This window comes from Mesorhizobium sp. M2D.F.Ca.ET.226.01.1.1 (genome assembly GCF_004022705.2).
GTDB lineage: Bacteria > Pseudomonadota > Alphaproteobacteria > Rhizobiales > Rhizobiaceae > Mesorhizobium.
Map to the genome: position 1 here is coordinate 1 of NZ_RZOY02000018.1, position 25573 is coordinate 25573.

At 64.1% G+C, this 25573-nt stretch carries 25 protein-coding genes and 1 pseudogene; 12 read left to right on the forward strand and 14 right to left on the reverse strand.

Annotated elements, in window-relative coordinates; genetic code table 11:
- Positions 1 to 373, reverse strand: a pseudogene (locus tag EN869_RS30200) (glutamine--fructose-6-phosphate aminotransferase); the annotation flags it as partial.
- A 204-nt stretch (positions 374 to 577) separates the two neighbouring features.
- Positions 578 to 835 carry a hypothetical protein gene (locus tag EN869_RS30205; RefSeq protein WP_127230259.1) on the reverse strand — a complete coding sequence of 86 codons (258 nt, stop codon included), beginning with the start codon at positions 833 to 835 and terminating at the stop codon, positions 578 to 580.
- Between EN869_RS30205 and EN869_RS30210 the strand changes: the two genes are divergently transcribed.
- Positions 834 to 1640 carry a hypothetical protein gene (locus tag EN869_RS30210; protein WP_127230258.1) on the forward strand — a complete coding sequence of 269 codons (807 nt, stop codon included), beginning with the start codon at positions 834 to 836 and terminating at the stop codon, positions 1638 to 1640. The two genes, EN869_RS30205 and EN869_RS30210, sit on opposite strands and share 2 nt — an antisense overlap.
- A 72-nt stretch (positions 1641 to 1712) precedes the next feature.
- Here EN869_RS30210 and EN869_RS30215 read toward each other — a convergent pair whose 3' ends face one another.
- The 5 genes from EN869_RS30215 to EN869_RS30235 form a co-directional block, all read right to left on the reverse strand.
- Positions 1713 to 2084, reverse strand: coding sequence for a hypothetical protein (locus EN869_RS30215; RefSeq protein ID WP_127230257.1), 372 nt, complete (start codon positions 2082 to 2084; stop codon positions 1713 to 1715).
- A 203-nt stretch (positions 2085 to 2287) separates the two neighbouring features.
- Complete coding sequence (locus tag EN869_RS30220) at positions 2288 to 3388, reverse strand: alcohol dehydrogenase family protein (RefSeq protein WP_127230256.1); 1101 nt, start codon at positions 3386 to 3388, stop codon at positions 2288 to 2290.
- Between the two features lie 22 nt (positions 3389 to 3410).
- The gene (locus EN869_RS30225) at positions 3411 to 4790 is read right to left on the reverse strand and encodes an aspartate aminotransferase family protein (RefSeq protein ID WP_127230255.1); all 1380 of its coding nucleotides are present in this window, start codon (positions 4788 to 4790) and stop codon (positions 3411 to 3413) included.
- A gap of 34 nt (positions 4791 to 4824) precedes the next feature.
- Positions 4825 to 6318, reverse strand: coding sequence for an NAD-dependent succinate-semialdehyde dehydrogenase (locus EN869_RS30230; RefSeq protein WP_127230254.1), 1494 nt, complete (start codon positions 6316 to 6318; stop codon positions 4825 to 4827).
- A gap of 306 nt (positions 6319 to 6624) precedes the next feature.
- Entirely contained in the window at positions 6625 to 7116 is a 492-nt protein-coding gene (locus EN869_RS30235; RefSeq protein ID WP_127230253.1) for an Lrp/AsnC family transcriptional regulator, read from the reverse strand.
- An 82-nt stretch (positions 7117 to 7198) separates the two neighbouring features.
- Here EN869_RS30235 and EN869_RS30240 point away from each other — a divergent pair, with 82 nt between their 5' ends.
- From EN869_RS30240 to doeB, 10 genes are all read left to right on the forward strand, one after another.
- Positions 7199 to 8584 (forward strand): PLP-dependent aminotransferase family protein, encoded by a 1386-nt coding sequence (locus EN869_RS30240; RefSeq protein ID WP_127230252.1) that lies wholly within the window; start codon positions 7199 to 7201, stop codon positions 8582 to 8584.
- Between the two features lie 136 nt (positions 8585 to 8720).
- The gene (gene ehuA, locus EN869_RS30245) at positions 8721 to 9506 is read left to right on the forward strand and encodes an ectoine/hydroxyectoine ABC transporter ATP-binding protein EhuA (protein ID WP_127230251.1); all 786 of its coding nucleotides are present in this window, start codon (positions 8721 to 8723) and stop codon (positions 9504 to 9506) included.
- Positions 9507 to 9580: 74 nt separating this feature from the next.
- Complete coding sequence (gene ehuB / locus EN869_RS30250; protein ID WP_127230250.1) at positions 9581 to 10432, forward strand: ectoine/hydroxyectoine ABC transporter substrate-binding protein EhuB; 852 nt, start codon at positions 9581 to 9583, stop codon at positions 10430 to 10432.
- A gap of 289 nt (positions 10433 to 10721) precedes the next feature.
- Positions 10722 to 11381, forward strand: a complete 660-nt coding sequence (ehuC, locus tag EN869_RS30255; RefSeq protein WP_127230249.1) for an ectoine/hydroxyectoine ABC transporter permease subunit EhuC — start codon at positions 10722 to 10724, stop codon at positions 11379 to 11381.
- Positions 11381 to 12040, forward strand: a complete 660-nt coding sequence (gene ehuD, locus EN869_RS30260; protein WP_127230248.1) for an ectoine/hydroxyectoine ABC transporter permease subunit EhuD — start codon at positions 11381 to 11383, stop codon at positions 12038 to 12040. The genes ehuC and ehuD overlap by 1 nt, the downstream gene beginning before the upstream one ends.
- A gap of 5 nt (positions 12041 to 12045) precedes the next feature.
- Entirely contained in the window at positions 12046 to 12822 is a 777-nt protein-coding gene (gene eutA / locus EN869_RS30265) for an ectoine utilization protein EutA (protein ID WP_127230266.1), read from the forward strand.
- A gap of 5 nt (positions 12823 to 12827) precedes the next feature.
- Positions 12828 to 13817: a hydroxyectoine utilization dehydratase EutB gene (gene eutB / locus EN869_RS30270; RefSeq protein WP_167507121.1), complete on the forward strand. Its 990-nt coding sequence runs from the start codon at positions 12828 to 12830 to the stop codon at positions 13815 to 13817.
- Positions 13814 to 14806 carry a cyclodeaminase gene (locus EN869_RS30275; protein ID WP_127230246.1) on the forward strand — a complete coding sequence of 331 codons (993 nt, stop codon included), beginning with the start codon at positions 13814 to 13816 and terminating at the stop codon, positions 14804 to 14806. Before eutB ends, EN869_RS30275 begins: the two co-directional genes overlap by 4 nt.
- Before the next feature lie 94 nt (positions 14807 to 14900).
- The gene (gene doeA / locus EN869_RS30280) at positions 14901 to 16079 is read left to right on the forward strand and encodes an ectoine hydrolase DoeA (RefSeq protein WP_127230245.1); all 1179 of its coding nucleotides are present in this window, start codon (positions 14901 to 14903) and stop codon (positions 16077 to 16079) included.
- Between the two features lie 5 nt (positions 16080 to 16084).
- Positions 16085 to 17086 carry a N(2)-acetyl-L-2,4-diaminobutanoate deacetylase DoeB gene (gene doeB, locus EN869_RS30285; RefSeq protein ID WP_127230244.1) on the forward strand — a complete coding sequence of 334 codons (1002 nt, stop codon included), beginning with the start codon at positions 16085 to 16087 and terminating at the stop codon, positions 17084 to 17086.
- 11 nt (positions 17087 to 17097) lie between these two features.
- Here the strand turns inward: doeB and EN869_RS30290 are convergent, their stop codons facing one another.
- Genes EN869_RS30290 through cyoA form a run of 7 tightly spaced genes read right to left on the reverse strand, consistent with a single transcriptional unit; the run spans position 17098 to position 23969 of the window.
- Complete coding sequence (locus EN869_RS30290) at positions 17098 to 17631, reverse strand: response regulator transcription factor (protein ID WP_167498535.1); 534 nt, start codon at positions 17629 to 17631, stop codon at positions 17098 to 17100.
- Positions 17621 to 18973 carry an ATP-binding protein gene (locus tag EN869_RS30295; RefSeq protein WP_127230242.1) on the reverse strand — a complete coding sequence of 451 codons (1353 nt, stop codon included), beginning with the start codon at positions 18971 to 18973 and terminating at the stop codon, positions 17621 to 17623. Before EN869_RS30295 ends, EN869_RS30290 begins: the two co-directional genes overlap by 11 nt.
- A complete protein-coding gene (locus EN869_RS30300) occupies positions 18970 to 19728 on the reverse strand; it encodes an SURF1 family protein (RefSeq protein ID WP_245489651.1) in 759 nt (252 codons plus the stop codon). Before EN869_RS30300 ends, EN869_RS30295 begins: the two co-directional genes overlap by 4 nt.
- A 44-nt stretch (positions 19729 to 19772) precedes the next feature.
- Positions 19773 to 20147, reverse strand: coding sequence for a cytochrome o ubiquinol oxidase subunit IV (gene cyoD / locus EN869_RS30305; RefSeq protein ID WP_127230240.1), 375 nt, complete (start codon positions 20145 to 20147; stop codon positions 19773 to 19775).
- On the reverse strand, positions 20144 to 20770 hold the full coding sequence (cyoC, locus tag EN869_RS30310; protein WP_167498534.1) for a cytochrome o ubiquinol oxidase subunit III: 627 nt from the start codon (positions 20768 to 20770) through the stop codon (positions 20144 to 20146). The genes cyoD and cyoC overlap by 4 nt, the downstream gene beginning before the upstream one ends.
- Positions 20771 to 20779: 9 nt before the next feature.
- Positions 20780 to 22777: a cytochrome o ubiquinol oxidase subunit I gene (cyoB, locus tag EN869_RS30315; RefSeq protein ID WP_127230239.1), complete on the reverse strand. Its 1998-nt coding sequence runs from the start codon at positions 22775 to 22777 to the stop codon at positions 20780 to 20782.
- 10 nt (positions 22778 to 22787) lie between these two features.
- On the reverse strand, positions 22788 to 23969 hold the full coding sequence (cyoA, locus tag EN869_RS30320) for a ubiquinol oxidase subunit II (protein ID WP_127230238.1): 1182 nt from the start codon (positions 23967 to 23969) through the stop codon (positions 22788 to 22790).
- A 284-nt stretch (positions 23970 to 24253) separates the two neighbouring features.
- On the opposite strand from cyoA, the gene EN869_RS30325 reads away from it, so the two are divergent.
- Positions 24254 to 25561 carry an MFS transporter gene (locus EN869_RS30325; protein WP_127230237.1) on the forward strand — a complete coding sequence of 436 codons (1308 nt, stop codon included), beginning with the start codon at positions 24254 to 24256 and terminating at the stop codon, positions 25559 to 25561.
- Positions 25562 to 25573 lie beyond the last annotated feature (12 nt).

A 25573-nucleotide genomic window follows, 5' to 3' on the forward strand; every position in this document is an offset into this window, starting at 1 on the left:
CGGTGTCGGTCTGCGAGGCGAAGGAGTAGCCGTCGCGGGTGAGTTCGTCGCGCAGCTCCGCGAAATTCTCGATGATGCCGTTGTGGACGATGGCGACGCCGTCGGAAAAATGCGGATGCGCGTTGGTCTCGTCCGGCACGCCATGGGTGGCCCAGCGCGTGTGGCCGATGCCGATCGTGCCGTCGAGCGGCTCGTCCTTCAGCCGCCGTTCGAGGTTGATGAGCTTGCCTTCGGCGCGGCGGCGGCCCAGCTCGCCCTTCTCGATGGTGGCGACACCGGCTGAGTCGTAGCCGCGATATTCAAGCCGCCTCAATGCATCGACAATAAGCGGAGCGACTTGGCTTCGGCCAACGATTCCAACGATACCGCACATGGCTTTGCCCTTCTTTTCAGCAGAATGTCGGCCTGGACATCGCTGCGACGATATTATTCCCGCTTGACCAGCAGCTGATCGTTCATTCGAAGGAGTGTCGCTTAAACCGCCGCCGGACTATCGTGCCGGACCACAACTTTGCTCGCGAGACGATGACATCCGAAGATCACGCCGTCAGAGGTTCGGCCGCATGGATGCCGCCAACTATACGGACTTGGCACCAGTTCGCCCCGAACCTGGCTCATCGATCAAACAGATGAAGCCGAATTTTCCGTACAGGCTAAAAAGGAGGACGTGGTGCCAATCGGTGGATAGTTGAAGCGTGCCGACGAGCTTAGCCTGCGGGTATGGCGCAGCGTCTCGAGCCGCGCTGCCCATCACCTCGGAACCCGTCGCGCCAACAACTTCGTCAGCAAAGCTCACGCGCGTGAGCAATCCGTGCATATCGGCATTGCTTATCATGGTGATCTGCGGCCAATCGGCGCCGTTCGCGGAGGGGCATAGCAAAACGCTTCACTACACCTCCGGCGGCCCGGGCGTTGCAATCGCGGCCGCGGGCTTCGACCTCGCCGATGTGCAGTCCATAGAGCAACTCAATGCCTTGCCGGCAGGGATGAAGGGGCTGATATGGCTAAATGAATCTAGCGGAGTGACACCAGGCTTCATCGCCAGGGTGAAGCCATTTATCGGCAATCCCCGGCTGTTCGGTTTTCGCCTCTGCGATGAGCCGGACATCACCGGCAAGTATCATTCACCGGCAGTGAGTCCGGAGGCCCTGAAGGCCGAAGCCGAGTGGATCAGAGCCAATGTCCCCGACGCAGTTACATTTATTACTTTGATGGACATGGGCTCTTTCGAAGCCCCCACCTTCATGAATACCTTTACTCCCGCCAACACCGGGATTGATCTTTTCGGCCTGGATCCATATCCGGTGCGCGGCAGGGTGTTTGATTTGGACTTCATCGATCGAACGGTCGAGGCGGCCGTTGCCGCAGGCATCCCTCTCGACAGGATTGTGCCTGTTTTCCAGGCCTTCGGCGGCGGCAGTTGGAAGACGCGCACCAGAGCGGCTGCGGACGTCTATGTGCTGCCGACACCGGACCAGGCGAACCAGATATTCGCGCGCTGGGCCACCTACTCGCCCGCTCCTGTATTCGACTTTGCCTATGCGTGGGGTTCGCAAAACGGAGACACCAAGCTGGGCAGCACCAGCCCTGAGGCCTTCAAACTTCGTTTGGCGTTCAAGGCGCACAACACATCGCAGTAGCAACGGCCGTAATCATCAACGGCCGGCACCGAATTATGCGGGGCGCAGGTCCTGCGCATAAGCCGTCAACGCCTAACCCATCAGGCGATGCACCTGGCCGTTCAGCTGTATACCGAGCCCTCGGCTGCGAAACTTAAGGATAATTGACTTCTTTTCTTCCCAGCGACGCTTCTCGGCTTGGCGCTCTTGGAACCAAAGGACACCGCCAGCTACAAGACAACAAACGCCAATGCCGAATATGAAGAGAGGGTCGCCTTCTTCTCCGCCGCCAAAGAATACCGCGGAAACTATAAAAACTCCGCCTGCAAACGCGGCAACGAAAGCTACTGTGCCGCATCTAGAAGGGGAATCTTGTTGTACGCAAAGAAGACGGTAGCGTTCAGCAAGCCGCGCTTCGTCTTCGCTCAGATTCAACGCGCAATCCCCCTGGGCTTCGTGCAGCATATTTCACCCCTTATCCTTTGCATACGGGGTATCGGCGACAAATGTTTCATTCAAGCGAGGGATAAGTCACGATTTTTTCGCATCATCTGATGCCGTTCGATGCGATGCGATAACTTGGTCAAGAGTGATGTTCAGCGCGACAGGCCGCGCTGCGAGACTCGGATCATCCACATGGCATCTCCCATAGTCGGCCGCTTCGAGGGTCAGGCGCCGCTCCACATCGCGTCCGGCACCACCACCAGCTTGCCGACGAAGTTCTTGCCCATGAAGTCGGTCTGGGCACGGTGGAAATCCGACAGTTTGTAGACGCCGCCGACCAGCGGCCTGATCTTCTTTTCTTCGATGTAGCGCACGATGCGGCGGAAATCGGCGCGCGTGCCCTGGCTCGAACCGTGGAGCTGCAGCTGCTTCAGATACATGGTGCGCAGGTCGAGCTGCACGACCGGGCCGGCGATTGCTCCGGCAGTCGTGTAGCGGCCCTCGGGCCGCAGGATGCGCAACAGGTCGTTGAAGATCGCGCCCCCGACGAGGTCGGCCACCACGTCGATGGGCTTGCCCCCGGTCGCTTCGTTGACGGCGGCCGGCAGGTCGGCCACGCCGCGCGTGATCACCTTCTCGGCGCCGATGTCGAGCACGGCCTGCTCCTTGCCCTTCCCGGCGATGGCATAGGGGATGGCGCCGCGCGCCCTCGCGAGCTGCACGATGCCGGAGCCGACGCCGCCGGAGGCGCCGGTGACCAGGGCGCGCTCGCCGGCCTTCAGGTCGGCGCGCTCCAGCATCTGCTCGCCGGTGAGATAGGCGCAGCAGAACGTGGCGAGCTCGACATCGCTGAGCTCGGTGTCGACGACATGCGCGTTCTCGGCCGGCAGCGCCTGGTATTCGGCATAGCCGCCGTCGCGGCCATGGCCCATATAGTCGATGTCGGCCAGCGAATCGTTGTCGCGGTTGTAGATCGAGAAGTCGACCATGACACGCTCGCCGATGCGGTTCGTTGGCACTCCGTCGCCGACGGCGACGATGGTGCCCACTGTGTCGGTGCCCTGGATGCGCGGGAAGGTCAGCGTGTTGCCCTGCCGGCGCCAGGTCGACACGGCGGCCGCGTCTTCCTCCGTGCCATAGGCACCCTGGCGTACCCAGACATCGGTGTTGTTCATGCCGCAGGCGCTGACCTTGACCAGCACTTCGCCGGCGGCAGGTGCGGGCACTTTCACATCGGTGCGGTAGACGAGCTTCTCCAGGCCGCCATGGCCGGTAAGCTGCACGGCGGCCATGGTGGCCGGGATAGTTCTGGTCATGGCATTCATGTCGCTTCTCGGATGTCGCTTCTCAGATGCTGGCGAGGACGCTGTTCACAGCGTCGGCGGTCTTTTCGACGATAATCTCGGCTCCCTCACGCGTCAGGCAGAGCGGCGGCGCGAAGCCGAGAATGTCGCCCTGCGGCATGGCGCGACCGATGACGCCGCTGGCGGCAAGCGCCGTGGCGATCTGCGGCCCGACCTTCAGCGCCGGATCGAAGAAGACGCGGTCGTCGCGGTCCTTGACGAACTCGACCGCGGCCAGCATGCCGTCGCCGCGCACCTCGCCGACATTCCTGTGGCCGCCGACGGCCTTGGCAAGCTCGGCGCGAAAGTAAGCGCCGGTCTCGCCGGCGTTTCGCACTAGGTCCATCTCGTCGATCAGGTCGAGATTGGCGACGCCGGCGGCAACGCAGATCGGATGTGCCGAATAGGTCCAGCCATGGCCGAGCGAGCCGAGCTTGTCCGAGCCCTTGACCAGTACCTGCCAGACCTTGTCGGCGACGATGACGCCCGACAGCGGCGCATAGGCCGAGGTCAGGCCCTTGGCGATGGTGATCAGGTCCGGCTTGATGCCGTAATGGTCGGAGCCGAACATGGTGCCGAGACGGCCGAAGCCGGTCACCACCTCGTCGGCGACAAGCAGCACGTCATATTTGTTCAGCACAGCCTGGATCTTCTGCCAGTAGCCGGAAGGCGGCGGCACGATGCCGCCGGTGCCGAGGATCGGCTCGCCGATGAAGGCCGCCACCGTATCCGGGCCTTCGGCGAGGATCATTTCCTCGAGCTTGTCGGCGCAATATTGCGAGAACTGCTCCTCGCTCATCGACGGGTCGGCGCGGCGGAAATAGTACGGCGCCTCGGTGTGCAGGATCGGCGCGCGCGGCAGGTCGAAGGCGTTGTGGAACAGCTCGAGCCCGGTCAGCGACCCGGTCATCACGCCGGAGCCGTGATAGCCGCGCCAGCGCGAGATGATCTTCTTCTTTTCCGGCCGTCCCAGGACGTTGTTGTAGTACCAGATCAGCTTGATGTTGGTCTCGTTGGCATCGGAACCCGAGAGGCCGAAATAGACTCGGCTCATGCCCTTCGGCGCGCGGTCGATGATCATCTTGGCAAGCGTGATCGAGGCCTCGGTGCCGTGGCCGACATAGGCGTGATAGTAGGCGAGGTTCTTGGCCTGCTCGGCAATCGCGTCGGCGATCTTCTGCCGGCCATAGCCGACATTGACGCAATAGAGGCCGGCAAAGGCGTCGATGCTCTTCCTGCCGGTGTTGTCCCAGACGGTGACGCCCTCGCCGCCGGCCATGATGCGCGCGGGGGATTCACCGCGCGCATGCGTGCCCATATGCGTCGAGGGGTGGAAGAAGTGGTCGCGGTCCCAGGCCGAGAGTTCGTTGGATTGTTCGAGCATCTTTTTTCTCCTGATTGGGATCCAGCCGGCGCGCTCAGGCGACGTCCAGGCAAAGGTATTTGAGATCGGTGTAGGCTTCGAGGCCGTGGCGCGAACCTTCGCGGCCGATGCCGGACTGCTTGACGCCGCCGAACGGGATCGGCGCGCCGGTGATCTTGACCCGGTTGATCGCGACCATGCCGTAGTCCAGGGCGCGGCCCATGCGCGCCTGCCGGGCGCCGTTCTCGGTGACGACATAGGCGACGAGGCCGTACTCGGTGGCATTGGCGCGGGCGACGACTTCCGCCTCGTCGTCGAACGGCGTGACCGCAGCGACGGGACCGAAGGTTTCCTCATGCATGATCAGCGCTTCGTCCGGCACGTCGACGAGCAGGGTCGGCTGGTAGAACAGCGGCCCGGCCGCGTGGCGCTTGCCGCCGGTCAGGCAGCTCGCGCCGAGAGCGAGCGCATCGGCCACCTGTTCCTCCACCTTCTTGACCGCGCGCTCATGCATCAGCGGCCCGATCTCGGCATCCGCGGACAGCCCGTTGCCGACACGGAGCCGCTCGATGCGGTGGGCGAAGGCGGCGCAAAAGCGATCGTAGACCGGGCGCTGCACATAGATGCGGTTCGCGGCGAGGCAATCCTGACCGGACGTGGCGAATTTGGCGTCGAGCGCGATGGTCACCGCCTTGTCGATGTCGCCATCGTCGAAGACGATGAGCGGCGCGTGTCCGCCGAGTTCCATGACCAGCCGCTTCATCGTCGGCGCGCTCTGCGCGGCGATCAGCCGGCCAACTTCGGTCGAGCCGGTGAAGCTCATGGCGCGCACGCGGGCATCGGCGCACATCGCACCGACGATGGTGCGCGCATCGCCGGTGATGACGTTGAAGACACCGGCCGGCAGCCCGGCACGCTCGCCGAGTTCGGCCAACGCCAAAGCCGACAGCGGCGTTTCGGAAGACGGATGCGCCACCACCGTGCAGCCGGCAGCCAAAGCTGCCGCCGCCTTGCGGGTGAGCATGGCCGACGGAAAGTTCCAGGGCGTGACGACGCCGACGACACCGATCGGTTCGCGGCGCACGCTCATCTCGGCGTTCGGCAGATGGCTGGTGACGCTCTCGGCGTTGAGGCGTTTCGCTTCCTCGGCATACCATTCGACGAAGGAAGCGGCGTAGTCGATCTCGCCCAGCGATTCCTTCAGCGACTTGCCTTGTTCCAGCGTCATCAGCAGCGCCAGATCGTCCTTCGCGGCGACGATCAGACCGAACCATTTTCTTAAGGTTTTCGAGCGCTCCTGCGGTAGCAGCGCCCGCCAGGCGAGAAACGCACGTGACGCGGCATTGATCGCCTTCGTCGTCTGCGCAGCATCGAGCGCGGCCACGAAGGCGACGGTGGCCCCGGTCGCCGGATCGGTGACTTCGAAACTTGCCGCCGCATCGCTCGCCGTCCAGTGGCCGTCGACATAGGCGAGAGCGCGCAACAGCCGGCGATCGGCGAGGCGGTCGAGCGCTTCATGGTGATTGGTGCGGGCAAAATGCGCGGACATCAGTCAGGTCTCCCGGTGTCGAGGCGATATGGAGAGACTAGCCGCGTGGTCGAGACAAAGAGGCTGTTTCGACGGGCCGATGTAGAGAGATTGTCTCTGTTGGTCGCCTACCGCAGACGATCTGTCTACATGCGGGCTGAGGCAGGGTTCCCCTCACCCGGATTTGCCAACCGAATTGCGAAGGGCAATTCGGGGCAATCCGACCTCTCCCCGAGGGGAGAGAGGGCGAGCGCCGGCGCCCAATCCCTTCTCCCCTCGGGGAGAAGGTGGCCGAGAAGCGGCCGGATGAGGGGCTGCGCTGAGCCCTCACCCTTGCTCCGGCAGCAGATCGGCCACCGGCAGCACGGTCTCGTCCTTGACCGTCTTGGTGACGATGTAGGTGAAGTAGCGGTCGATGCCGATCTCGCGTTCGAGCAGGCTGTCGACCAGCCGCTGATAGGCATCGATGTCGCGTGCCATGACCTTCAGCACATAGTCGACGCCGCCGCCCACCGACCAGCAGGCGACGATCTCCGGCACATCGCGCACCACCCGCTCGAAACGGTCGAAGTCAGCCTGGCGGTGGTTGGCGAGGGTCACTTCCATCAGCACCGTCGCCACCGGCGCGATGGCGCGTATGACGATCGCGGCGTGATAGCCGGAGACGATGCCAGCCTTCTCCAGCTTGCGCAGCCGCATCCAGCACGGCGTCGGCGACAGGCCGACCTTCTCGGCAAGCGCCAGCTTGGTGATGCGCCCGTCGCGCTGGATAGCGTCCAGGATCCTGAGGTCGATGGGGTCGAGTTTCGCTGCCGCCATGCGGGCTCCGCCTTTCGTCAGGACACCATGACGATGCATTATTTCGATTGTCAATTGCACTGATTTCGATCTCTAATAAGTCATGACATTATGGCAACCAGATCCTGCTCTCATTCGCCGCCCGGCCTATCTCTCGCTGGCCGATCAGTTCGCGCGCGCGATCCATGACGGACGGCTGGCCAATGGCGCGCGGCTGCCGACGCATCGCCGCCTCGCGGACGATTTGAAACTTTCTGTGCAGACGGTCAGCCGCGCCTATGAGGAGTTGATCCGCCGCGGGCTGATTTCCGGCGAAGTCGGCCGCGGCAGCTTCGTGCAGACGCAGCGCCGCGAGCCGGAGCCGCCCTACATCCCGGAGCGGCTTGGCGAGGTTATCGACCTCTCGATCCTGAAGCCGGTCTGCGAGCCGATGCATCTGGAGAAATTGAAGCAGGCGCTGGGTTGGCTGGCGGAAAACCTGCCGTCGAGCTCGGCCCTGTCGTTCCGCCCCAACATGGTTTTCCCGCGCCACCGCGCGGTGGCTGTCGAGTGGCTGAAGCTTTGCGGGCTCGAAGCATCGCCGCAGAACATCAGCCTCACAAACGGCGCCACCGCCGGCATGACGGTGGCGCTGATGAGCGTGGCGCCGCCCGGCTCGACCGTCGCCACCGAAGCGATCGGACACCACACGCTAGTGCCGCTCGCCCGCTATCTCGGCTTCAATCTCGAAGGCCTGCCGATCGACGGCAACGGGCTGATCCCCGAGGCGCTCGACGAGGCCTGCCGCCTCTCGGACATCCGTGCCGTCTTCGTCCAGCCTTCCGTGATCAACCCGACAGCGACCTTGATGGACGCCACCCGCCGCGAGCAGATCGCCGCGGTTGCCCGCAAGCACGACATCGCCATCATCGAGAATGACGTGCTCGGGCCGCTGGTCGAAGGCCGGCCCGCTGCCGTTGCCGCCTTCGCACCCGAGCGCACGCTCTACGTCACCTCCTTCACCAAGATCACCGTGCCGGGGCTGCGCATAGGCTATCTCGCGGTGCCGGACCGCTATGTCGCCGCCGTCGCCAACCGTCATCTCGTCTCGAACTGGATGGCGACGCCGTTGGTGGCGGAGATCGCGACGCGGTGGGTCACCGACGGGACGGCGATGGAACTGGTCAACTGGCAGCGTGCGGCATTGCGGCGGCGCCAGGAAATCGCCGCCGAAATGTTGGCGGGCGTCGACTATCGCGTGCACCGCGACGGGCTGCATCTGTGGCTGGAGCTGCCGGGCGACCGCGCCGAGGAGAGTTTTGTTTCGCAGGCGCGGCTGCGCGGCGTGGCGATCGCGCCGGGCACCTCGTTCCGCATCGCCGACACGCCGTGGCACCCCGCGGTGCGCATCTCGCTCGGATCGACCACCGAAGGGGAACTGCGGGCGGGCTTAAGCGTTGTCGCCAAGCTGCTGCTCGGCGATCCGGAGCATCTCCTGCTCGCGATCTGATGCACAAGCTGAGCGCAAATTGCCCTGGAATTGTGCCGCGCCGGAAATATTGTCATGATATTATTTTCCTAATTGACATGATTTGACGCGTTTCGCATCGTTAAGGGCATAGGCTTCTCCAGAACGGGGACATGGATTGCCCGCGCCCATCATCAAGGTTGATGCGATTTCCAAGAGCTTCGGCGCCTTCAAGGTGCTGGACGGCCTGTCGATGCAGGTCATGCCGGGCGAGAAGCTGGCGCTGATCGGCCCGTCCGGTTCCGGCAAGACGACCATCCTGCGCATCCTGATGACCTTGGAGAAGATCGACGGCGGCCACATCCAGGTCGAGGGCGAGCAGCTCTACCACATGGAGCGCAACGGCCAGCTGCTGCCGGCCGACGAGCGGCACCTGGCCAGGATGCGCCAGAAGATCGGCATGGTCTTCCAGCTCTTCAATCTCTTTCCGCACAAATGCGTCATGGACAACGTCACCCTGGCGCCGATGCTGACCAAGGGCGTCGCGCGAGCCGCCGCCGAGAAGCGGGCGATGGAACTGCTCGACATGGTCGGCCTCGCCGACAAGGCGAAAGCGATGCCGGCGCAGCTTTCCGGCGGCCAGAAGCAGCGCGTGGCGATCGCAAGAGCGCTGGCGCTCTCACCGAAGATCATGCTGTTCGACGAAGTCACCTCGGCGCTCGATCCTGAGCTGGTCGAGGAGGTGCTCAACGTCATGCGCAAGCTCGCCGCCGAGACCGACATGACAATGCTTCTGGTCACCCATGAGATGGGCTTCGCCCACGACTTTGCCGACCGCGTGCTGTTCTTCGACCGCGGCAGGATCGTCGAGGAAGGCAAGCCAGACGAGATTTTCCGCCATCCCAAACAGGAACGCACGCAGACCTTCCTGAAGAAGATCATCGCGGCCGGACATCGCGTCTGACCGTAATGCAAACGGGTGGCCAAAGGCCGTCCCGAACCGAGCAAACCAAGAACAGAAACAAGGAGTTGGGAACGATGAAGAAACTTGGCATTCTGGCTGGCGTCGCCGGCCTCGCAGTGAGCACGATGCTACTCGCCTCCGGTGCGCGTTCGGCCGACGATGCAAAGCTGGAACAGCTGAAGCAGCAGGGTTTTGCCCGCGTCGCCATTGCCAATGAGCCGCCCTATACGGCGGTGGCCGCCGACGGCAAGGTCTCGGGCGCGGCGCCCGACGTGGCGCGAGAGATCTTCAAGCGCCTTGGCGTCAACGACATCGTCGCCTCGATCTCCGAGTACGGCGCCATGATCCCCGGCCTGCAGGCTGGACGGTTCGACGTCGTCACCGCCGGCCTGTTCATGAAGCCGGAGCGCTGCGCGGCGGTCGCCTATTCCGAGCCGGTGCTTTGCGATGCCGAGGCGATGCTGGTGAAGAAGGGCAATCCGAAGGGCTTCAAGAGCTATGCGGACATTGCCAAGGACAGCTCCTCCACAGTCGGCGCGCCCGGCGGCGGCACCGAGGAAAAGCTGGCTCTCAATGCCGGCGTGCCGCGCGACCGCGTCATCGTCGTGCCGGACGGCCAGAGCGGCCTGAAGATGGTGCAGGACGGCCGCATCGACGCCTATTCGCTCCCGGTGCTGTCGATCAACGACCTGGTCAAGAAGGCCAACGACCCGAACCTCGAAGTCATTGCGCCTGTGCAGGGCGCGCCGGTCTATTGCGACGGCGCCGCCTTCAAGAAGGGCGACGAGGCGCTGCGCGATGCCTATGACGTCGAGCTCGCCAAGATGAAGAAGTCCGGCGAGTTCGCCAAGATCATCGAGCCCTACGGCTTCTCGGCCAAGGCGGCGATGTCGACGACGCGCGAGAAGCTCTGCGCGGCGAAGTAGGTACTACTTCTTCTCCCTTCTCCCCGTTCACGGGGAGAAGGTGTCACCTGATGCATGTCGCCCAAAAGTGCGCAGCGGTTTTGGGACAACGACATGCACAGACAAGTGACGGATGAGGGGCGGCGCCGAGTTCTGACAGGCTGGCTCTGCCCCTCATCTGCCTGCCCGTCTTCGCAGCAGCTGCGCTGCAGCTACGGAGGGTGAACCGGCATCTTCTCTCCTTGAACGGGGAGAAGGGGCTGTCGCGGCCGCCTCGCTTAACGGCAAACGTAAGGACACTTCTAGTTTCATGACCCAGTGGTCCGGCTATCTCGGCCTGATATTGCAGGGAGCGCTTGTCACCATCGAGCTGACGCTGATGGGGTCGGTGCTTGCGCTGATCATGGCCTTCCTTGCCGGCATGGGCCGCGTGTCGCGCTTCATTATCGTGCGGGCGATCGCCACAACCTATATCGAATTCTTCCGCGGCACCTCGATCTTCGTGCAGCTGTTCTGGGCCTATTTCGTGCTGCCTTTCGCCGGCCTGTCGCTGACGCCGCTGCAGGCCGGCGTGCTGGCGCTGGGCCTGAATGTCGGCGCCTATGCGGCGGAAGTGGTGCGCGGCGCCATCCTGTCGGTCGGCCGCGAGCAATATGAAGCCTGCACGGCGCTCAATCTCGGCCGCTGGCAAGGCATGCGCCACGTCATCCTGCCGCAGGCGCTGCTCGTCATGCTGCCGACTTTCGGCAACAACGCCATCGAGTTGCTCAAGGCGACGTCGGTCGTGTCGCTGATCTCGCTCGCCGATCTCACCTTCCAGGCGCAGGTGGTGCGCTCGCAGACCGGCAGCACGCTGATGCCGTTCCTGTCCGTGCTCATCATCTATTTCGCGCTCGCGCTGATCATCTCCTGGGGCGTGCGCACGCTGGAGCGGCGCATGGCGCGCGGCCTTGACGGAGTGAGGGTCTGATGGACTGGGATTGGAACTTCGTCCGGGAGATCATGCCGACGCTCATCCAGGGTGTGAAGATCACCATCCTGGCGACCATTCTCGGCTCGGTCCTGGCGGCGATCGTGGGACTTGGGATCGCGCTGGCGCGGCGCTCGGAGAACCGGATCGTCGCACGCAGCGTCGGCTGGTTCGCCGAATTCATCCGCGGCACGCCGCTGCTGGTGCAGCTCTATTTCATCTTCTACGTGCTGCCCGACATCGGCATCCTTTTGCCGCCGCTGGTGGCGGGCGTCATCGGGCTTGGCCTGCACTACGGCACCTACACGGCCGAGGTCTACCGCGCCGGCATCGACAATGTGCCGCGCGGCCAGTGGGAGGCGGCCAAGGCCTGCAATCTCAATGGACGCCACACCTGGACGCATATCATCCTGCCGCAGGCGATCCCGCCGATGATCCCGGCCTTGGCCAACTATTTCATCGCCATGTTCAAGGAGACGCCGCTGCTTTCGGCGATCACCGTGCTGGAACTGATGAACCAGGCCAAGAGCGTCGCCAACACCTACTACCGCTACATCGAGCCAATGACGCTGGTCGGCGCCTTCTTCCTCGTCATCAGCCTCTGCTCCGTCGTGCTGCTGCGCTGGCTGGAGCATCGCTACGGCAGGATCGAAAGATGAAAGTCATGAAAGCACTGCCCGAAATCCGCCTCGAAACGGCACCCCGGGCACTTGACGCGCGTCCGGTGGAAAAGCGCGTCGGGCTGATCGCCCTGGCCACCGACCACACAAGCGAGGTGGATTTCCGCCGCATGGTGGCGAGCGAGCGGATCGGCGTCTATGTCGCGCGCATCCCTTATGCCAACCCGACGACACCGGAGAATTTGCGCAAGATGCAGCCTTCGCTTTCGGCGGGCGCGGCGCTGATCCTGCCGGGCGAGCCGCTCGATGCCGTCTGCTATTCCTGCACGTCTGCTTCGGTGGTGATCGGCGACGCGGAGATCGAACAAGCGATCCAGGTAGCCAAGCCCGGCGTGCCGGTGGTCACCCCGCCGATGGCCGGTATGCGCGGGCTGAACGCCTTCGGGGTTAAGCGCATCAGCATCCTGACCCCCTACACCGTCGAGACCAGCCGGCCGATGGCCGCCTATTTCGCAGCGCATGGCTTCGACATCCAGAGTTTCACTTGCCTCGGCTTCGAGGACGATCGCGAGATGGCGCGCATCAAGCCGGCGTCCCTCGTTGAGATGGCGCGCAAGGTCACGCATCCGCAGGCCGATGCGCTGTTCGTCTCATGCACCGCGCTGCGCGCCGCCCTCGCCGTCCCCGGCATGGAAGAGGCGATCGGACGTCCCGTCGTCACCAGCAACCAGGCCAGCGCCTGGAACTGCCTGCGGCTCTGCGGCGACGAGACGCCACGACCGGAGTTCGGCCGCTTGTGGACCAAGCCGCTTGGCACGTGATCGAAATGCTAATTACGCTTCAGCATATTCGCGCCGCGCGCGAACGCATTGCCGGCAAGGTCGAGCGGACACCCTGTGTGCTGTCGCAAAGCCTGTCGGAGCGCGCGGGCCACCCTGTTCACCTCAAGCTGGAGCACCACCAGACCACCGGCGCTTTCAAGCTGCGCGGCGCCTCCAACGCCGTCGCCGCCTTGAGCCCGGAAGAAAAATCGCGCGGCGTTGTCGCTGCATCGACCGGCAATCACGGCCGTGCGCTGGCGCATGCGGCCAAGCTCGAAGGCATGCGCGCGGTGATCTGCATGTCGAGGCTGGTGCCCGGGAACAAGCTCGACGCCATCCGCCGCCTCGGCGCCGATGTGCGCATCGTCGGCAACAGCCAGGACGACGCCCAGCAGGAAGTCGACAGGCTGGTGGCCGAAGAGGGGCTGGTCATGCTGCCGCCCTTCGACCATCCCGACATCGTCGCCGGGCAAGGCACGCTCGGACTGGAGATCATGGAGCAGGTTCCGGACGCAGCAAGCGTGCTGGTGCCGCTCTCCGGCGGCGGGCTCGCATCCGGCGTGGCTGCGGCCGTCAAGGGTGTGAGCCCGGGCACCAAAGTCATCGGTGTCTCGATGGCGCGGGGCGCGGCGATGAAAGCCAGCCTCGATGCCGGCAGGCCGGTGCAGGTCGAGGAACTGCCGACGCTGGCGGACTCGCTTGGCGGCGGCATCGGCCTCGATAACCGGCTGACCTTCGGCATGTGCCGGGACCTGCTCGACGACGTCATCCTGCTTGCCGAGGACGAGATCGCGGCCGGCATCCGCCATGCCTACGAGGAAGAGCGCGAGATCGTCGAAGGCGCGGGCGCAGTCGGCATCGGCGCGCTGCTTGCGGCTAAGGCCTCGACGAATGGCCCAACTGTCCTCATCCTCTCTGGCCGCAACATCGACATGGCTTTGCATCGGCGCATTGTCTGCGGCGAGGCGGCCACAGCAACGGAGCGCGCCGCATGAGCCGGATGACAATTCTCACCGACGCCGAACTGCGCAAGATCGTGACGCTCGATCTCGACGCCGTCGCCTGCGTCGAAAACGCCTTTCGCGCCCTGGCCACGCTGCCGGTGGCGATGCCGCCAATTTTGCGGCTCGACATTCACGAGCATCGCGGCGAGGTCGACGTGAAGTCCGCCTACGTTCCCGGCATAGACGGCTTTGCCGTAAAGATAAGCTCAGGCTTCTTCGACAATCCGAAGCTCGGCCTGCCGAGCGGTGGCGGCATGATGGTGCTGCTGTCGGCCAAGACCGGGGTGGTCGAGGCGCTGCTGCTCGACAATGGCTATCTGACCGATGTGCGAACCGCCGCCGCCGGGGCGGTCGCGGCCAAGCATCTGTCGCGCGAAGACTCAAGGGTGGCGGCGATCTTCGGCGCGGGTTTGCAGGCCGGGCTGCAGCTCGAAGCGCTACGCCTCGTGCGGCCGATCGAGGAAGCCCGCATCTGGGCGCGCGACGCCGCCAAGGCCAAGGCGACAGCCGCCCGCCTGCGCGACAAGCTGGGCATTCTGGTGCGGGCCGAGCCGGATGCGGCGAACGCGGCAGCCGGCGCCGACATCATCGTCACCACCACGCCCGCGACCGAACCGCTGATCAAGCCCGGCTTCGTCTCGGCCGGACAACACATCACCGCCATGGGTTCGGACGCCGAGCACAAGAACGAGATCGCGCCGGCGATCCTGCGCATGGCCGATCTCTATGTCGCCGACAGCGCCAAGCAGACGCGGCGCCTGGGCGAGCTTCACCACGCGCTCGATGCGGGCGTGATGGCCCCAGACGCGGAAGTCACTGAGCTCGGCGAGATCATCGCCGGCAAGAAACACGGACGACGCTCGGCGAGCGACATCACCATCGCCGACCTCACCGGCACCGGCGTGCAGGACACCGCGATCGCAACGCTCGCGCGCGACCGTGCGCGGGCGGCGAACGCCGGGGCGATTTTCGAAAGCTGATACCTGGCCAGAGCGTGATCCGGAAAAGTGCGAACCGGTTTTCCGAAAAGATCACGCTCAAACTGAAATCGGCCCAACAAACGAGGACAACAAAATGCAGCCAAACCTGAAATTCTCGCGGAGCGAATTTGCCGATCGCCTCGCCAAGACGCGCAAGGCCATGGAGGTCAAGGGAGTCGATCTATTGATCGTCAGCGATCCCTCCAACATGGCCTGGCTGACGGGGTATGACGGCTGGTCCTTCTATGTGCATCAGGCGGTGATCGTGCCGCCTTCGGGTGAGCCGGTCTGGTATGGCCGCGGCCAGGACGCCAACGGCGCCAAGCGCACCGCCTATCTCGCGCATGACAACATCATCGGCTACGCCGACCACTACGTGCAGTCGACCGAGCGCCATCCGATGGATTACCTCGCCAGCGTGCTGGCCGAGCGCGGCTGGGACAAGCTCAGCATCGGCGTCGAGATGGACAATTACTGGTTCTCTGCCGCCGCCTTCGCAGCTCTCCAGAAGCATTTGCCCAATGCCCGCTTCGTCGACGCCACCGCGTTGGTGAACTGGCAGCGCGCGGTGAAAAGCGCGACCGAGATCGACTATATGCGCAACGCCGCCCGCATCGTCGAGGCCATGCATCAGCGCATCCTCGACAGAATAGAGGTCGGCATGCGCAAATGCGATCTCGTCGCCGAGATCTACGATGCCGGCACGCGCGGCGTCGACGGCATCGGCGGCGACTATCCCGCGATCGTGCCGCTGCTGCCTTCGGGGGCGGACGCCTCGGCGCCGCATCTCACCTGGGACGACAGGCCGATGAAGGTGAACGAAGGCACGTTCTTCGAGATCGCCGGCTGCTACAACCGCTACCATTGTCCGCTGTCGCGCACCGTCTTCCTCGGCAAGCCGACGCAGGCCTTTCTCGATGCCGAGAAGGCAACGCTGGAAGGCATGGAGGCCGGCCTTGCCGCGGCGAAGCCTGGCAACACTTGCGAGGACATCGCCAACGCCTTCTTCGCCGTCCTGAAGAAATACGGAATCGTCAAGGACAACCGCACCGGCTACCCGATCGGCATCTCCTATCCGCCGGACTGGGGCGAGCGCACGATGAGCCTGCGCCCCGGCGACCGCACCGAGCTCAAGCCCGGCATGACCTTCCATTTCATGACCGGGCTGTGGCTGGAAACGATGGGACTGGAGATCACCGAGTCGATCCTGATCACCGACACCGGCGTCGAATGCCTGGCCAATGTGCCGCGCAAGCTCTTCGTGAAGGACTGAGGCCGATGTCAGCTTTGCGTCCGTCGCCGATCGCGCCGACCGTCGACTTCGAGCGCGACGGCGTCCAGCATGGCTTCTTGCGCCTACCCTACAGCCGTGACGATTCCGCCTGGGGATCGGTGATGATCCCGGTCTGCGTCGTACGCAACGGCAAGGGCTCGACGGCGCTGCTCACCGGCGGCAATCACGGCGACGAGTATGAGGGCCCGCTGGCGCTCTATGAACTCGCCCGCACGCTCGATCCGAAAAACGTCTCCGGCACGGTCATCATCGTGCCGGCGATGAACTATCCGGCCTTCCGCGCCGGCACGCGCACCTCGCCGATCGACAAGGGCAACATGAACCGCTCCTTCCCCGGCCGGCCCGACGGCACGGTGACGGAGAAGATCGCAGACTATTTCCAGCGCGAGTTGCTGCCGCGCGCGGATATCGTCTTCGACTTCCACTCCGGCGGAAAAACGCTGGATTTCGTGCCCTTCTGCGCCGCTCATACGCTCCCGGACAAGGAGCAGGAGAAAAAGGCCTTCGCCGCCGTGGAGGCGTTCTCGGCGCCTTTCTCGATGCGCATGACCGAGATCGACGCGGTTGGCATGTATGACACGGCGGCCGAGGAGATGGGCAAGGTCTTCGTCACCACCGAGCTCGGCGGCGGCGGGACCTCTCGCGCCGAAACCGTGCGGATTGCCCGACGCGGCATCCTTAATGTGCTTCGGCATGCCGGCATTGTCTCTGGTGCGGTCGAGAAGGGCAGAACTCAGTGGCTGGACATGCCGTCGAGCGACTGCTTCGCCTTCGCCGAGGACGACGGCATGATCGAGACCATGATAGATCTCGGCGAACCAGTAAGGGAAGGCCAGGTCGTCGCGCGCATCCATCCGCTCGGCCGCACCGGCCAGTCGCCGCAAGAGATCAAGGCCAGGATGTCGGGACTGCTCGCCGCGCGTCACTTTCCGGGCCTGGTCAAGGCGGGCGATTGCGTCTCGGTGCTGGGCGTGGCCGTTCCGTAATTGCTGCCCGCTTACTGCACCACGCGCTTCTCAAGCTTGCGAGCAAGGGTGCGCCGGTGCAGGCCGAGGCGGCGCGCGGTTTCGGAGATGTTGAAGCCGGTCTCGACCAGGGTTTCGTGGATGCGCTCCCATTCGAGATTCTTGATCGAGGTGGGGCGGCTGGTGAGCGGCACCGAGGTGTCGCCCTCGTCTCGGCCGAAGGCGGCTTCGATGTCGTCGGTGTTGGCGGGCTTGGCCAGATAATGGCAGGCGCCGAGCTTGATCGCCTCGACCGCCGTGGCGATGCTGGCAAATCCCGTCAGCACGACGATGCGCATCAACGGATTGCGGGCGCTGAGCAACTTGACGCATTCGAGCCCCGATCCCGCTCCGAGCTTGAGATCGACGACGGCGTAGGTCGGAACGGCCGTTTCCAGAGCGACCAGCAGCGCCTCGCGATCGTGGCAGACCACGACGTCGTAGTCGCGCTTCTCAAACGAGCGTTTGAGCGTGCGCGCGAAAGTCGCGTCGTCCTCGACGACGAACAGGGATCGATCAGGCTTCACGGTCGCCTCCATCGGTCAGCGCCGCCAGCGGCAGCGAAAGGGTAACGCAGGCGCCCTCGCTCGTGTTGCGCGCCGAGACGTCGCCCCCGAGCTTGCGCACCACGTTGAACACCAGGAAGAGGCCCAGGCCGCCGCCCGGGCGCCCCTTGCTCGACATATAGGGCTGGCCGAGCCCGGCCAGAATATCCTTGTCGAAACCCGGTCCGCGATCCCTGACGGTGAACACCAGCTTGTCATCCTGCCGCTCGGCAGTGATGCCCACCCAATCGTGCGATGCTTCCAGGGCATTGTCGAGCACGTTGAAGATCACCTGTCTCAGCGCCGTGTCGGACACGATCGGCTCGTCCGGCTCGAAACCGTTGCTGTAGTCGAGCTTGAAAGGCTGGCGGCTGACACGCCACTCCTGGACGAGATCGTCGAGGAAGTGGCGGATCGTGGTGCGGATCGTGCCCTCGCCCCGCGCCTGGCCGGAGGACATGAGGATGCCAGTGACGATGCTTTTGCAGCGCTCGATCTGCGCCTGCATTTCGGCCACGTCCTCGGAAAGCTCACGGTTGCGCTTGACGCCCTGCATCTGGCGCCAGTCGGACAGGATGACCGATATGGTCGAGAGCGGCGTGCCCAGTTCATGAGCGGCACCTGAGGCGAGCAGTCCCATGCGCACGATGTGGTCCTCCTCGGCCGAACGCTGGCGCAGGTCGGCGAGATAGGCATCGCGTTCGCGCAGGTTGCGGTTGATGCGCGTCATGAAGATGACGATCAGACCGGCCGCCAGCACGAAGCAGATGAACATGCCGCGCAGATGCAACGCCAGAAGATCGCTGCCGCCATGATGCGGGATCGCGATCGGCTGGAAGACGAAGATGAGGAAGACGAAGCAGGCCGAAGCGGCGACCACAAGGATCCATGTCGACCACGGCGCCAGCAGCGCCGCGCCGAGCGTGATCTGAAGCAGATAGAGCGACACGAACGGGTTCGAGGCGCCGCCGCTCAGGTAAAGCTGCGTGGTCAGCGCCACCATATCGAAGATCAGCGCCACGAAGAGCTGCGCGTTGCTAATGCGGCGATTGCCGCGCAGCGCCAGCAGGCTGAAGATGTTCAACCCGACGAGGAACAGCACCACGCCGGCCATCTCGGCCAGCGGCATCGGAATGGCGAACCAGTATTGCGTGACCAGGATGGTCAGCACCTGCCCGGCAACCGCCAGCCAGCGCAGGTGGATAAGCAGCAGCAGGTTCTTCCTGTTCGTCGCGTCGGAATTCGAGGCCGTACCGCCCTGGCCGGATGGCGAAGCCGTCGGGAACGACTTGGCGTGACGAAGCCGCGCGATCGAGATGCTCATTTCGCCGCGTCCCGGTTCCGACCTCCGGCGAAGACCTGCCTGGCAAGCGCCATCGCCAGCATCACCGCCAGGGCAAACCAGGTCAAAGCATAGACCAGATGACTGTTGCGGAAGGTGACCACGGTGAGCCCGCCGCGCGGCCAACTCTCAGGGCCGGACACCCCGGCATCGATGAAATATGGCGCGACATCCGCCAGGCCGCGCGCCTTGGCTATGGCCGCGACGTCGCGCGAATACCAGCGATTGGCGGCCGGATCGTTGCTGCGCAGGAACCCGCCGCCGGGCTCGCTGATACGCAACAGCCCATCGACCACCGTAGGCGGCCTCGGGCCGCCGCTCTCTTGTTCAAATTCGGCCTTGCGCTCCTGCGGAACGAAGCCGCGATTGACCAGGACCGTGAACCCGCCGTCGCTGCGCATCGGCGTCAGCACCCAATAGCCGCCGCCAAGCTCGGTCACCGCCTGCACCAGCGTGTTGGCGCCAGCTTGAAATCGGCCCACCAGCCTTACGTGGCGGTACTCGGAGGAGGCAGCGTTGATATCGCCCCAGTTCGCTGGACCGGGCGCATCTGCAACCGGCGCATGGATGCGCTGGTCGACGCGGGCGATCAGGTCCAGCTTCCAGACCCGTCTTTCCAGCTGCCAAACGCCGAGCCCGAGAAACATCAGAACGCCGAGAAAACCAAGCAAGACCAGGAGCACCCGCGACGCGGCGCCCCTTGACGGCGCGTCGCGAATGCCGGCCCGGTCGGTCATGTGCTGTGCCCCGACGTCGGTCCTCCCCGCGCCTGACACATGGTTCATGGCATCTGCCGCATCTCGTGGACGGCCGGCATCATGTTGGCGTTGAGGTGGTACATCACCCAGAGCGAGCCGCTCAGCACGATGACGACAAGGATCACCGTGAAGATGAGCGCCAGCATCGACCATCCGCCTTCCGAGGCGGGGTTCATGTGCAGGAAGAAGATCATGTGGACAATGATCTGCACCACCGCGAAGGCCATGACGATGACGGCCGTGGCCTGCTTGTTGTCGATGACGCCGTCCATCACCAGCCAGAACGGAATCGCGGTGAGGATTACCGACAGGAAGAAACCGATCAGATAGCCCCTCAGCGACCCGTGCGCGGCGCCGCCATGCGCGTGGTCGTGACCGGCATGATCATGAGCGCTCATCGCAACGTTCCCATCAGATAGACGAAGGTGAAGACGCCGATCCAGACGACGTCGAGGAAGTGCCAGAACATCGAGAGGCACATCAGCCGGCGGCGGTTGGCCTCGATGAGGCCGTGTCGCGCGACCTGCACCATCAGCGTCACCATCCAGACGATACCGAAGGTGACGTGCAGGCCGTGCGTGCCGACCAGGGTAAAGAAGGATGACAGGAAGGCGCTGCGCTGCGGCGTCGCTCCCTCATGGATCATATGCGCGAATTCGGAGAGCTCGATCGACAGGAAGGCCAGGCCGAACAGCATCGTCACGGCAAGCCAGCCTTGCGTCGCGCCGACGCGGCCCTTGTCCATGGTCAGCATGGCAAAGCCATAGGTGATCGAGGACAAGAGCAGCATGGTGGTGTTGACAGCCACCAGGCCGAGATCGAACAGGTCCTTCGGCGCCGGACCCGCCGCGTAATTGCCGCCGAGCACGCCAAAGGCCGCGAACAGCATGGCGAAGATCAGGCAGTCGCTCATCAGATAGAGCCAGAAGCCGAGCATGGTGCTGCCGCCTTCGGCGTGCGCATGCTCCTCTTCCAGGTGGAAGACCGCTGCGGTATCGGCCGTGATTGCCGTCGATGCCATGCTCAAACCCTAGCCCTGGGCGGCGAGGAGCGTCGTCCTCGCCTCCTCCGTTTGCGCGACTTCGGCCGCCGGGATGTCGAAGTCGCGATGATAGTTGAAGGTGTGACCGATCGCGGTGGCGATCAGGCAGACAAAGCTCAGCGCCGCCAGCCACCACATGTACCAGATCAGGCCGAAGCCGAGCGCGACGCTGAAGACCGCCAGGATGACCCCGGTGCCGGTGTTCTTCGGCATATGGATCGGCTTGAAGCCAGAGAGCGGGCGCCGGTAGCCGGCCTTCTTCATGTCCCACCAGGCGTCGTTGTCGCGGATGATGGGGGTGAAGGCGAAGTTGTAGGCCGGCGGCGGCGAGGAGGTCGACCATTCGAGCGTGCGGCCGTCCCACGGATCGCCGGTGTGATCGGCCAGCGCTTCGCGCCTGCGGATGGAGACGAAGATCTGCACCAGAAAGGCGGCGATGCCGGCAGCGATCAGCACCGCGCCGAAAGCGGCGATGACGAACCATATCTGCAGCGAGGGGTCGTCGAACACGCGCATGCGGCGCGTCACGCCCATCAGGCCGAGGATGTAGAGCGGCATGAAGGCGAACCAGAAGCCGAGCACCCAGCACCAGAACGAGACCTTGCCCCAGAACGGATCGAGCCTGAAGCCGAAGGCCTTGGGCCACCAATAGGCGATGCCGGCGAACAGGCCGAAGAGCACGCCGCCGATGATGACGTTGTGGAAATGCGCGATCAGGAACAGGCTGTTGTGCAGCACGAAGTCGGCAGGCGGCACGGCAAGCAGCACGCCGGTCATGCCGCCGACGACAAAGGTAAGCATGAAGGCCACCGTCCACATCATCGGCAGTTCGAAGCGGATGCGGCCGCGATACATGGTGAAGAGCCAGTTGAACATCTTCGCCCCGGTCGGGATCGAGATGATCATCGTTGTGATGCCGAAGAAGGAGTTGACGCTGGCGCCGGACCCCATGGTGAAGAAGTGGTGCAGCCAGACCAGATAGGACAGGATGGTGATGACCACCGTGGCGTAGACCATCGAGGTGTAGCCGAACAGGCGCTTGCCGGAGAAGGTCGAGGTGACCTCGGAGAAGACGCCGAACAGCGGCAGGATGAGGATGTAGACCTCCGGGTGACCCCATATCCAGATGAGGTTCACATACATCATCGGGTTGCCGCCGAAGTCGTTGGTGAAGAAGTTGGTGCCGACATAGCGGTCGAGCGCCAGAAGCGTCAGCACCGCCGTCAGCACCGGGAATGAGGCGACGATCAGGATGTTGGTGCAGAGCGAGGTCCAGGTGAAGACGGGCATGCGCATCATCGTCATGCCGGGGGCGCGCATCTTGATGATGGTGCAGATGAGGTTGATGCCGGATAAGGTCGTGCCGACGCCGGCGACCTGCAGCGCCCAGATGTAGTAGTCGACGCCGACATCGGGACTGTAGTTGATGCCCGAGAGCGGCGGATAGGCCAGCCAGCCGGTGCGGGCGAACTCACCGACGAATAGCGAGGCCATGACCAGGATGGCGCCGCCCACCGTCATCCAGAAGCTGAAATTGTTGAGGAAGGGGAAGGAGACGTCGCGCGCGCCGATCTGCAGCGGCACGACGAAGTTCATCAGCCCGGTGACGAAAGGCATCGCCACGAAGAAGATCATGATCACGCCGTGCGCCGTGAAGATCTGGTCGTAGTGATGGGCGTTGAGATAGCCTTCCGAACCGTTGAAGGCGATCGCCTGCTGCAGGCGCATCATGATGGCGTCGGAGAAGCCGCGCAAAAGCATGACGAGGCCGAGCGCCATGTACATGACGCCGATCTTCTTATGGTCGACGCTGGTGAACCACTCGCGCCAGAGATAACCCCACAGCTTGAAATAGGTGATAGCGGCTAGAACCGCGAGGCCGCCGAGCGCCACCACGATGAAGGTGCCAACGACGATCGGCTCGTGCAGCGGCAGCGACTCCAAGGTGAGGCGGCCGAAGATGAATTTGGTCAGCGTCTCAGGCATCCGCCATTCCTCACAATTCCAAGCGCAGTAGGCCAAGCGACGGCGTCCCGGCGTCGGCACGGCGGCTGCCCGTTCCCGGGCTGAGCAGCCCCGCTCCGCGCAGCGGGGAAAGATCGCGGACCGGCCAATATTTCTGATCGGCATCGTGGGCCGCGCGCGACGCGGCGGCCGCCTCTTCCGCCGTGCAGATGCTTGCGACATAGGACGGATCGTTGCCGAACACAGCCCCGCGCCGGGCAAGCTTGTCATATTGCAGCGGCAAGGTGTTGCGCACGCCGGCGAGCCCAAGGCCGCCCTTGGCGTCGATCGACATCATCTCGTTCATGCACATCTTGCCGCGTTCGACGCACAGATTGAGGATGGCGCCGTAGAGGTCGGGATCAACCGAGGCATAGCGGCGGACCGGCTCGTTCTCGCTCGGACGCTCGAGCTCGAGATAGGTCTCGCGGCTCAGCGTGTCCTGCGCGCCCTTGGCCTGCGCCACCCAGTCGGCGAAGGCCTGGTCGGAGAGGCCGTGGAATGCAAAGCGCATGCCGGAGAAGCCGGCGCCGCTGTAATTGGCCGAGAAGCCGGCATAGGTGCCCGGACGGTTGATGACGGCGTGCAGCTTGGTCTCCATGGCAGGCATGGCGTAGATCTGCCCGGCGAGTGCGGGAATGTAGAAGGAGTTCATCACCGTCGACGAAGTGATGCGGAAGTCGATCGGCTGGTTGACCGGCGCCGCCAGTTCGTTGACGGCGGCGATGCCGTAATCCGGATAGATGAAGAGCCATTTCCAGTCGAGCGCGACGACCTCGACCTTGAGCGGCTTATGGTTCTGGGTGACCGGCTGTCCGGCCTCGATGCGGTCGATGCGCCGGTAGGGGTCGAGCAGATGGGTGCCGAGCCAGGTGAGCGCGCCCAGGCAGATGATGACGAGCAGGGGCGCTGCCCAGATCACCAGCTCCAGCTTGGTCGAGTGGTCCCAGTCGGGCGTATAGGTCGCTGTGGTGCTGGATTGGCGGTAGCGCCAGGCAAACAGCACGGTCAGCGCCATGACCGGCACGATGATGAGCAGCATCAACAGGGTCGAAACGACGAGCAGGTCGCGCTGCTGCGCCGCCACGTCGCCCGCCGGCGACAGCACGACGAAGTCGCAGCCGCTCAGCAGCACGGCCAGGGGAAGCAGAAGCAAGGCTCCGGATCGTTTCATCAGACGTTGCCCTCGGATTTCGCCGCAACAGGCTCTTTGCAAGTTACAACGCGATGTCGGCGAACGGCTACTGCCGCCGGCACGGCGGCGACATTGGACAATTTGTCCAATGCCCAGCTACCATGGCTTTCGCGAAACTGTGCACGCATAATAGGATGACGACAACCGCATCCGGATGACGATGATCGCATCATGATGACGATAAGCCGCATCGTGATGACGAAAAATCGCATCGTGATGACGGCAATCGCATCCTGAACCCGAGCTCGGTGGCGACGGACAAGATGGCTGAAACTTCGACTGCCGAAACGGACAGCAGGCTGATCGGCTCGCATCACGGCCAGGTCAGCGCCGGCGATATCGCGGTCGGCGTGATCATCGGCAGGACGTCGGAGTTCTTCGACTTCTTCGTCTATGCGATCGCTTCGGTGATCGTGTTCCCCAAGCTCGTCTTTCCGATGCATGATCCGCTGGCCGGGACGCTCTATTCCTTCGCCATCTTCGCGCTGGCCTTCATCGCGCGCCCGTTGGGCACCGTTCTCTTCATGGCGATCGACCGCGCCTATGGCCGCGGCGCCAAGCTGACGATAGCGCTGTTCCTGCTCGGCACCTCGACTGTCGCGATGGCGTTCCTACCCTCCTATGAAGATGTCGGCGCGGTCGCCGCCTGGCTGCTGGCGCTAACCCGCTTCCTGCAGGGCCTGGCGCTTGGCGGCACCTGGGACGGGCTGCCCTCGCTGCTGGCGTTGAACGCGCCGCAGAACCGGCGCGGCATCTATGCCATGATCCCGCAGCTCGGCGCGCCGATCGGGCTCATCGTGGCGAGCTCGCTGTTTGCCTTCTTCGTCGCCAATCTTTCGGCCGACGACTTTTTCAGCTGGGGCTGGCGCTATCCCTTCTTCGTCGCCTTCGCCATCAATGTCGTGGCGCTGTTTGCACGGCTGCGCATCGTCGTCACGCCCGAATTCTCAAAGCTCTATGAGAGCGGCGACCTGCAGCCGACGCGCATCAGGGACATGATCAGCACGGAAGGGCGCAATGTCATCGTCGGCGCTTTCGCGCCGCTGGCGAGCTTCGCGCTGTTTCATATGGTGACGGTGTTTCCGCTGTCATGGGTGTTCCTGTTCACCAATGAGGGGCCGGAGCGCTTCCTGCTGATCGAGGCGGTGAGCGCGCTGTTCGGCATCGCGGCGATCGTCGCATCGGGTCCGCTGGCGGATCGCGTCGGACGCCGCGCCCTGCTCGGCGGCGGCGCCGTCGCCATCGCCGCATTCAGCGGCTTTGCCCCGCAACTCCTCAATGGCGGTACCGTCGGCGAGACCGTGTTCATGGTGCTGGGCTTCATCCTGCTCGGCTTGAGCTTCGGGCAATCCTCGGGCGTCGTCGCATCGAGCTTCTCGCGCCAGCACCGCTATACCGGCTCGGCAGTGACGTCGGACCTCGCCTGGATGTTCGGCGCCGGCTTCGCGCCGCTCGCCGCGCTGCTGCTGGCCGGCACTTTCGGCCTCATCGCCGCCGGCGCCTATCTGCTGTCGGGCGCCGCCTGCACGCTGATCGCGCTGTGGATCGACAGGCAGGCCTCCAGGAGCTAGCAGACGAGCGCA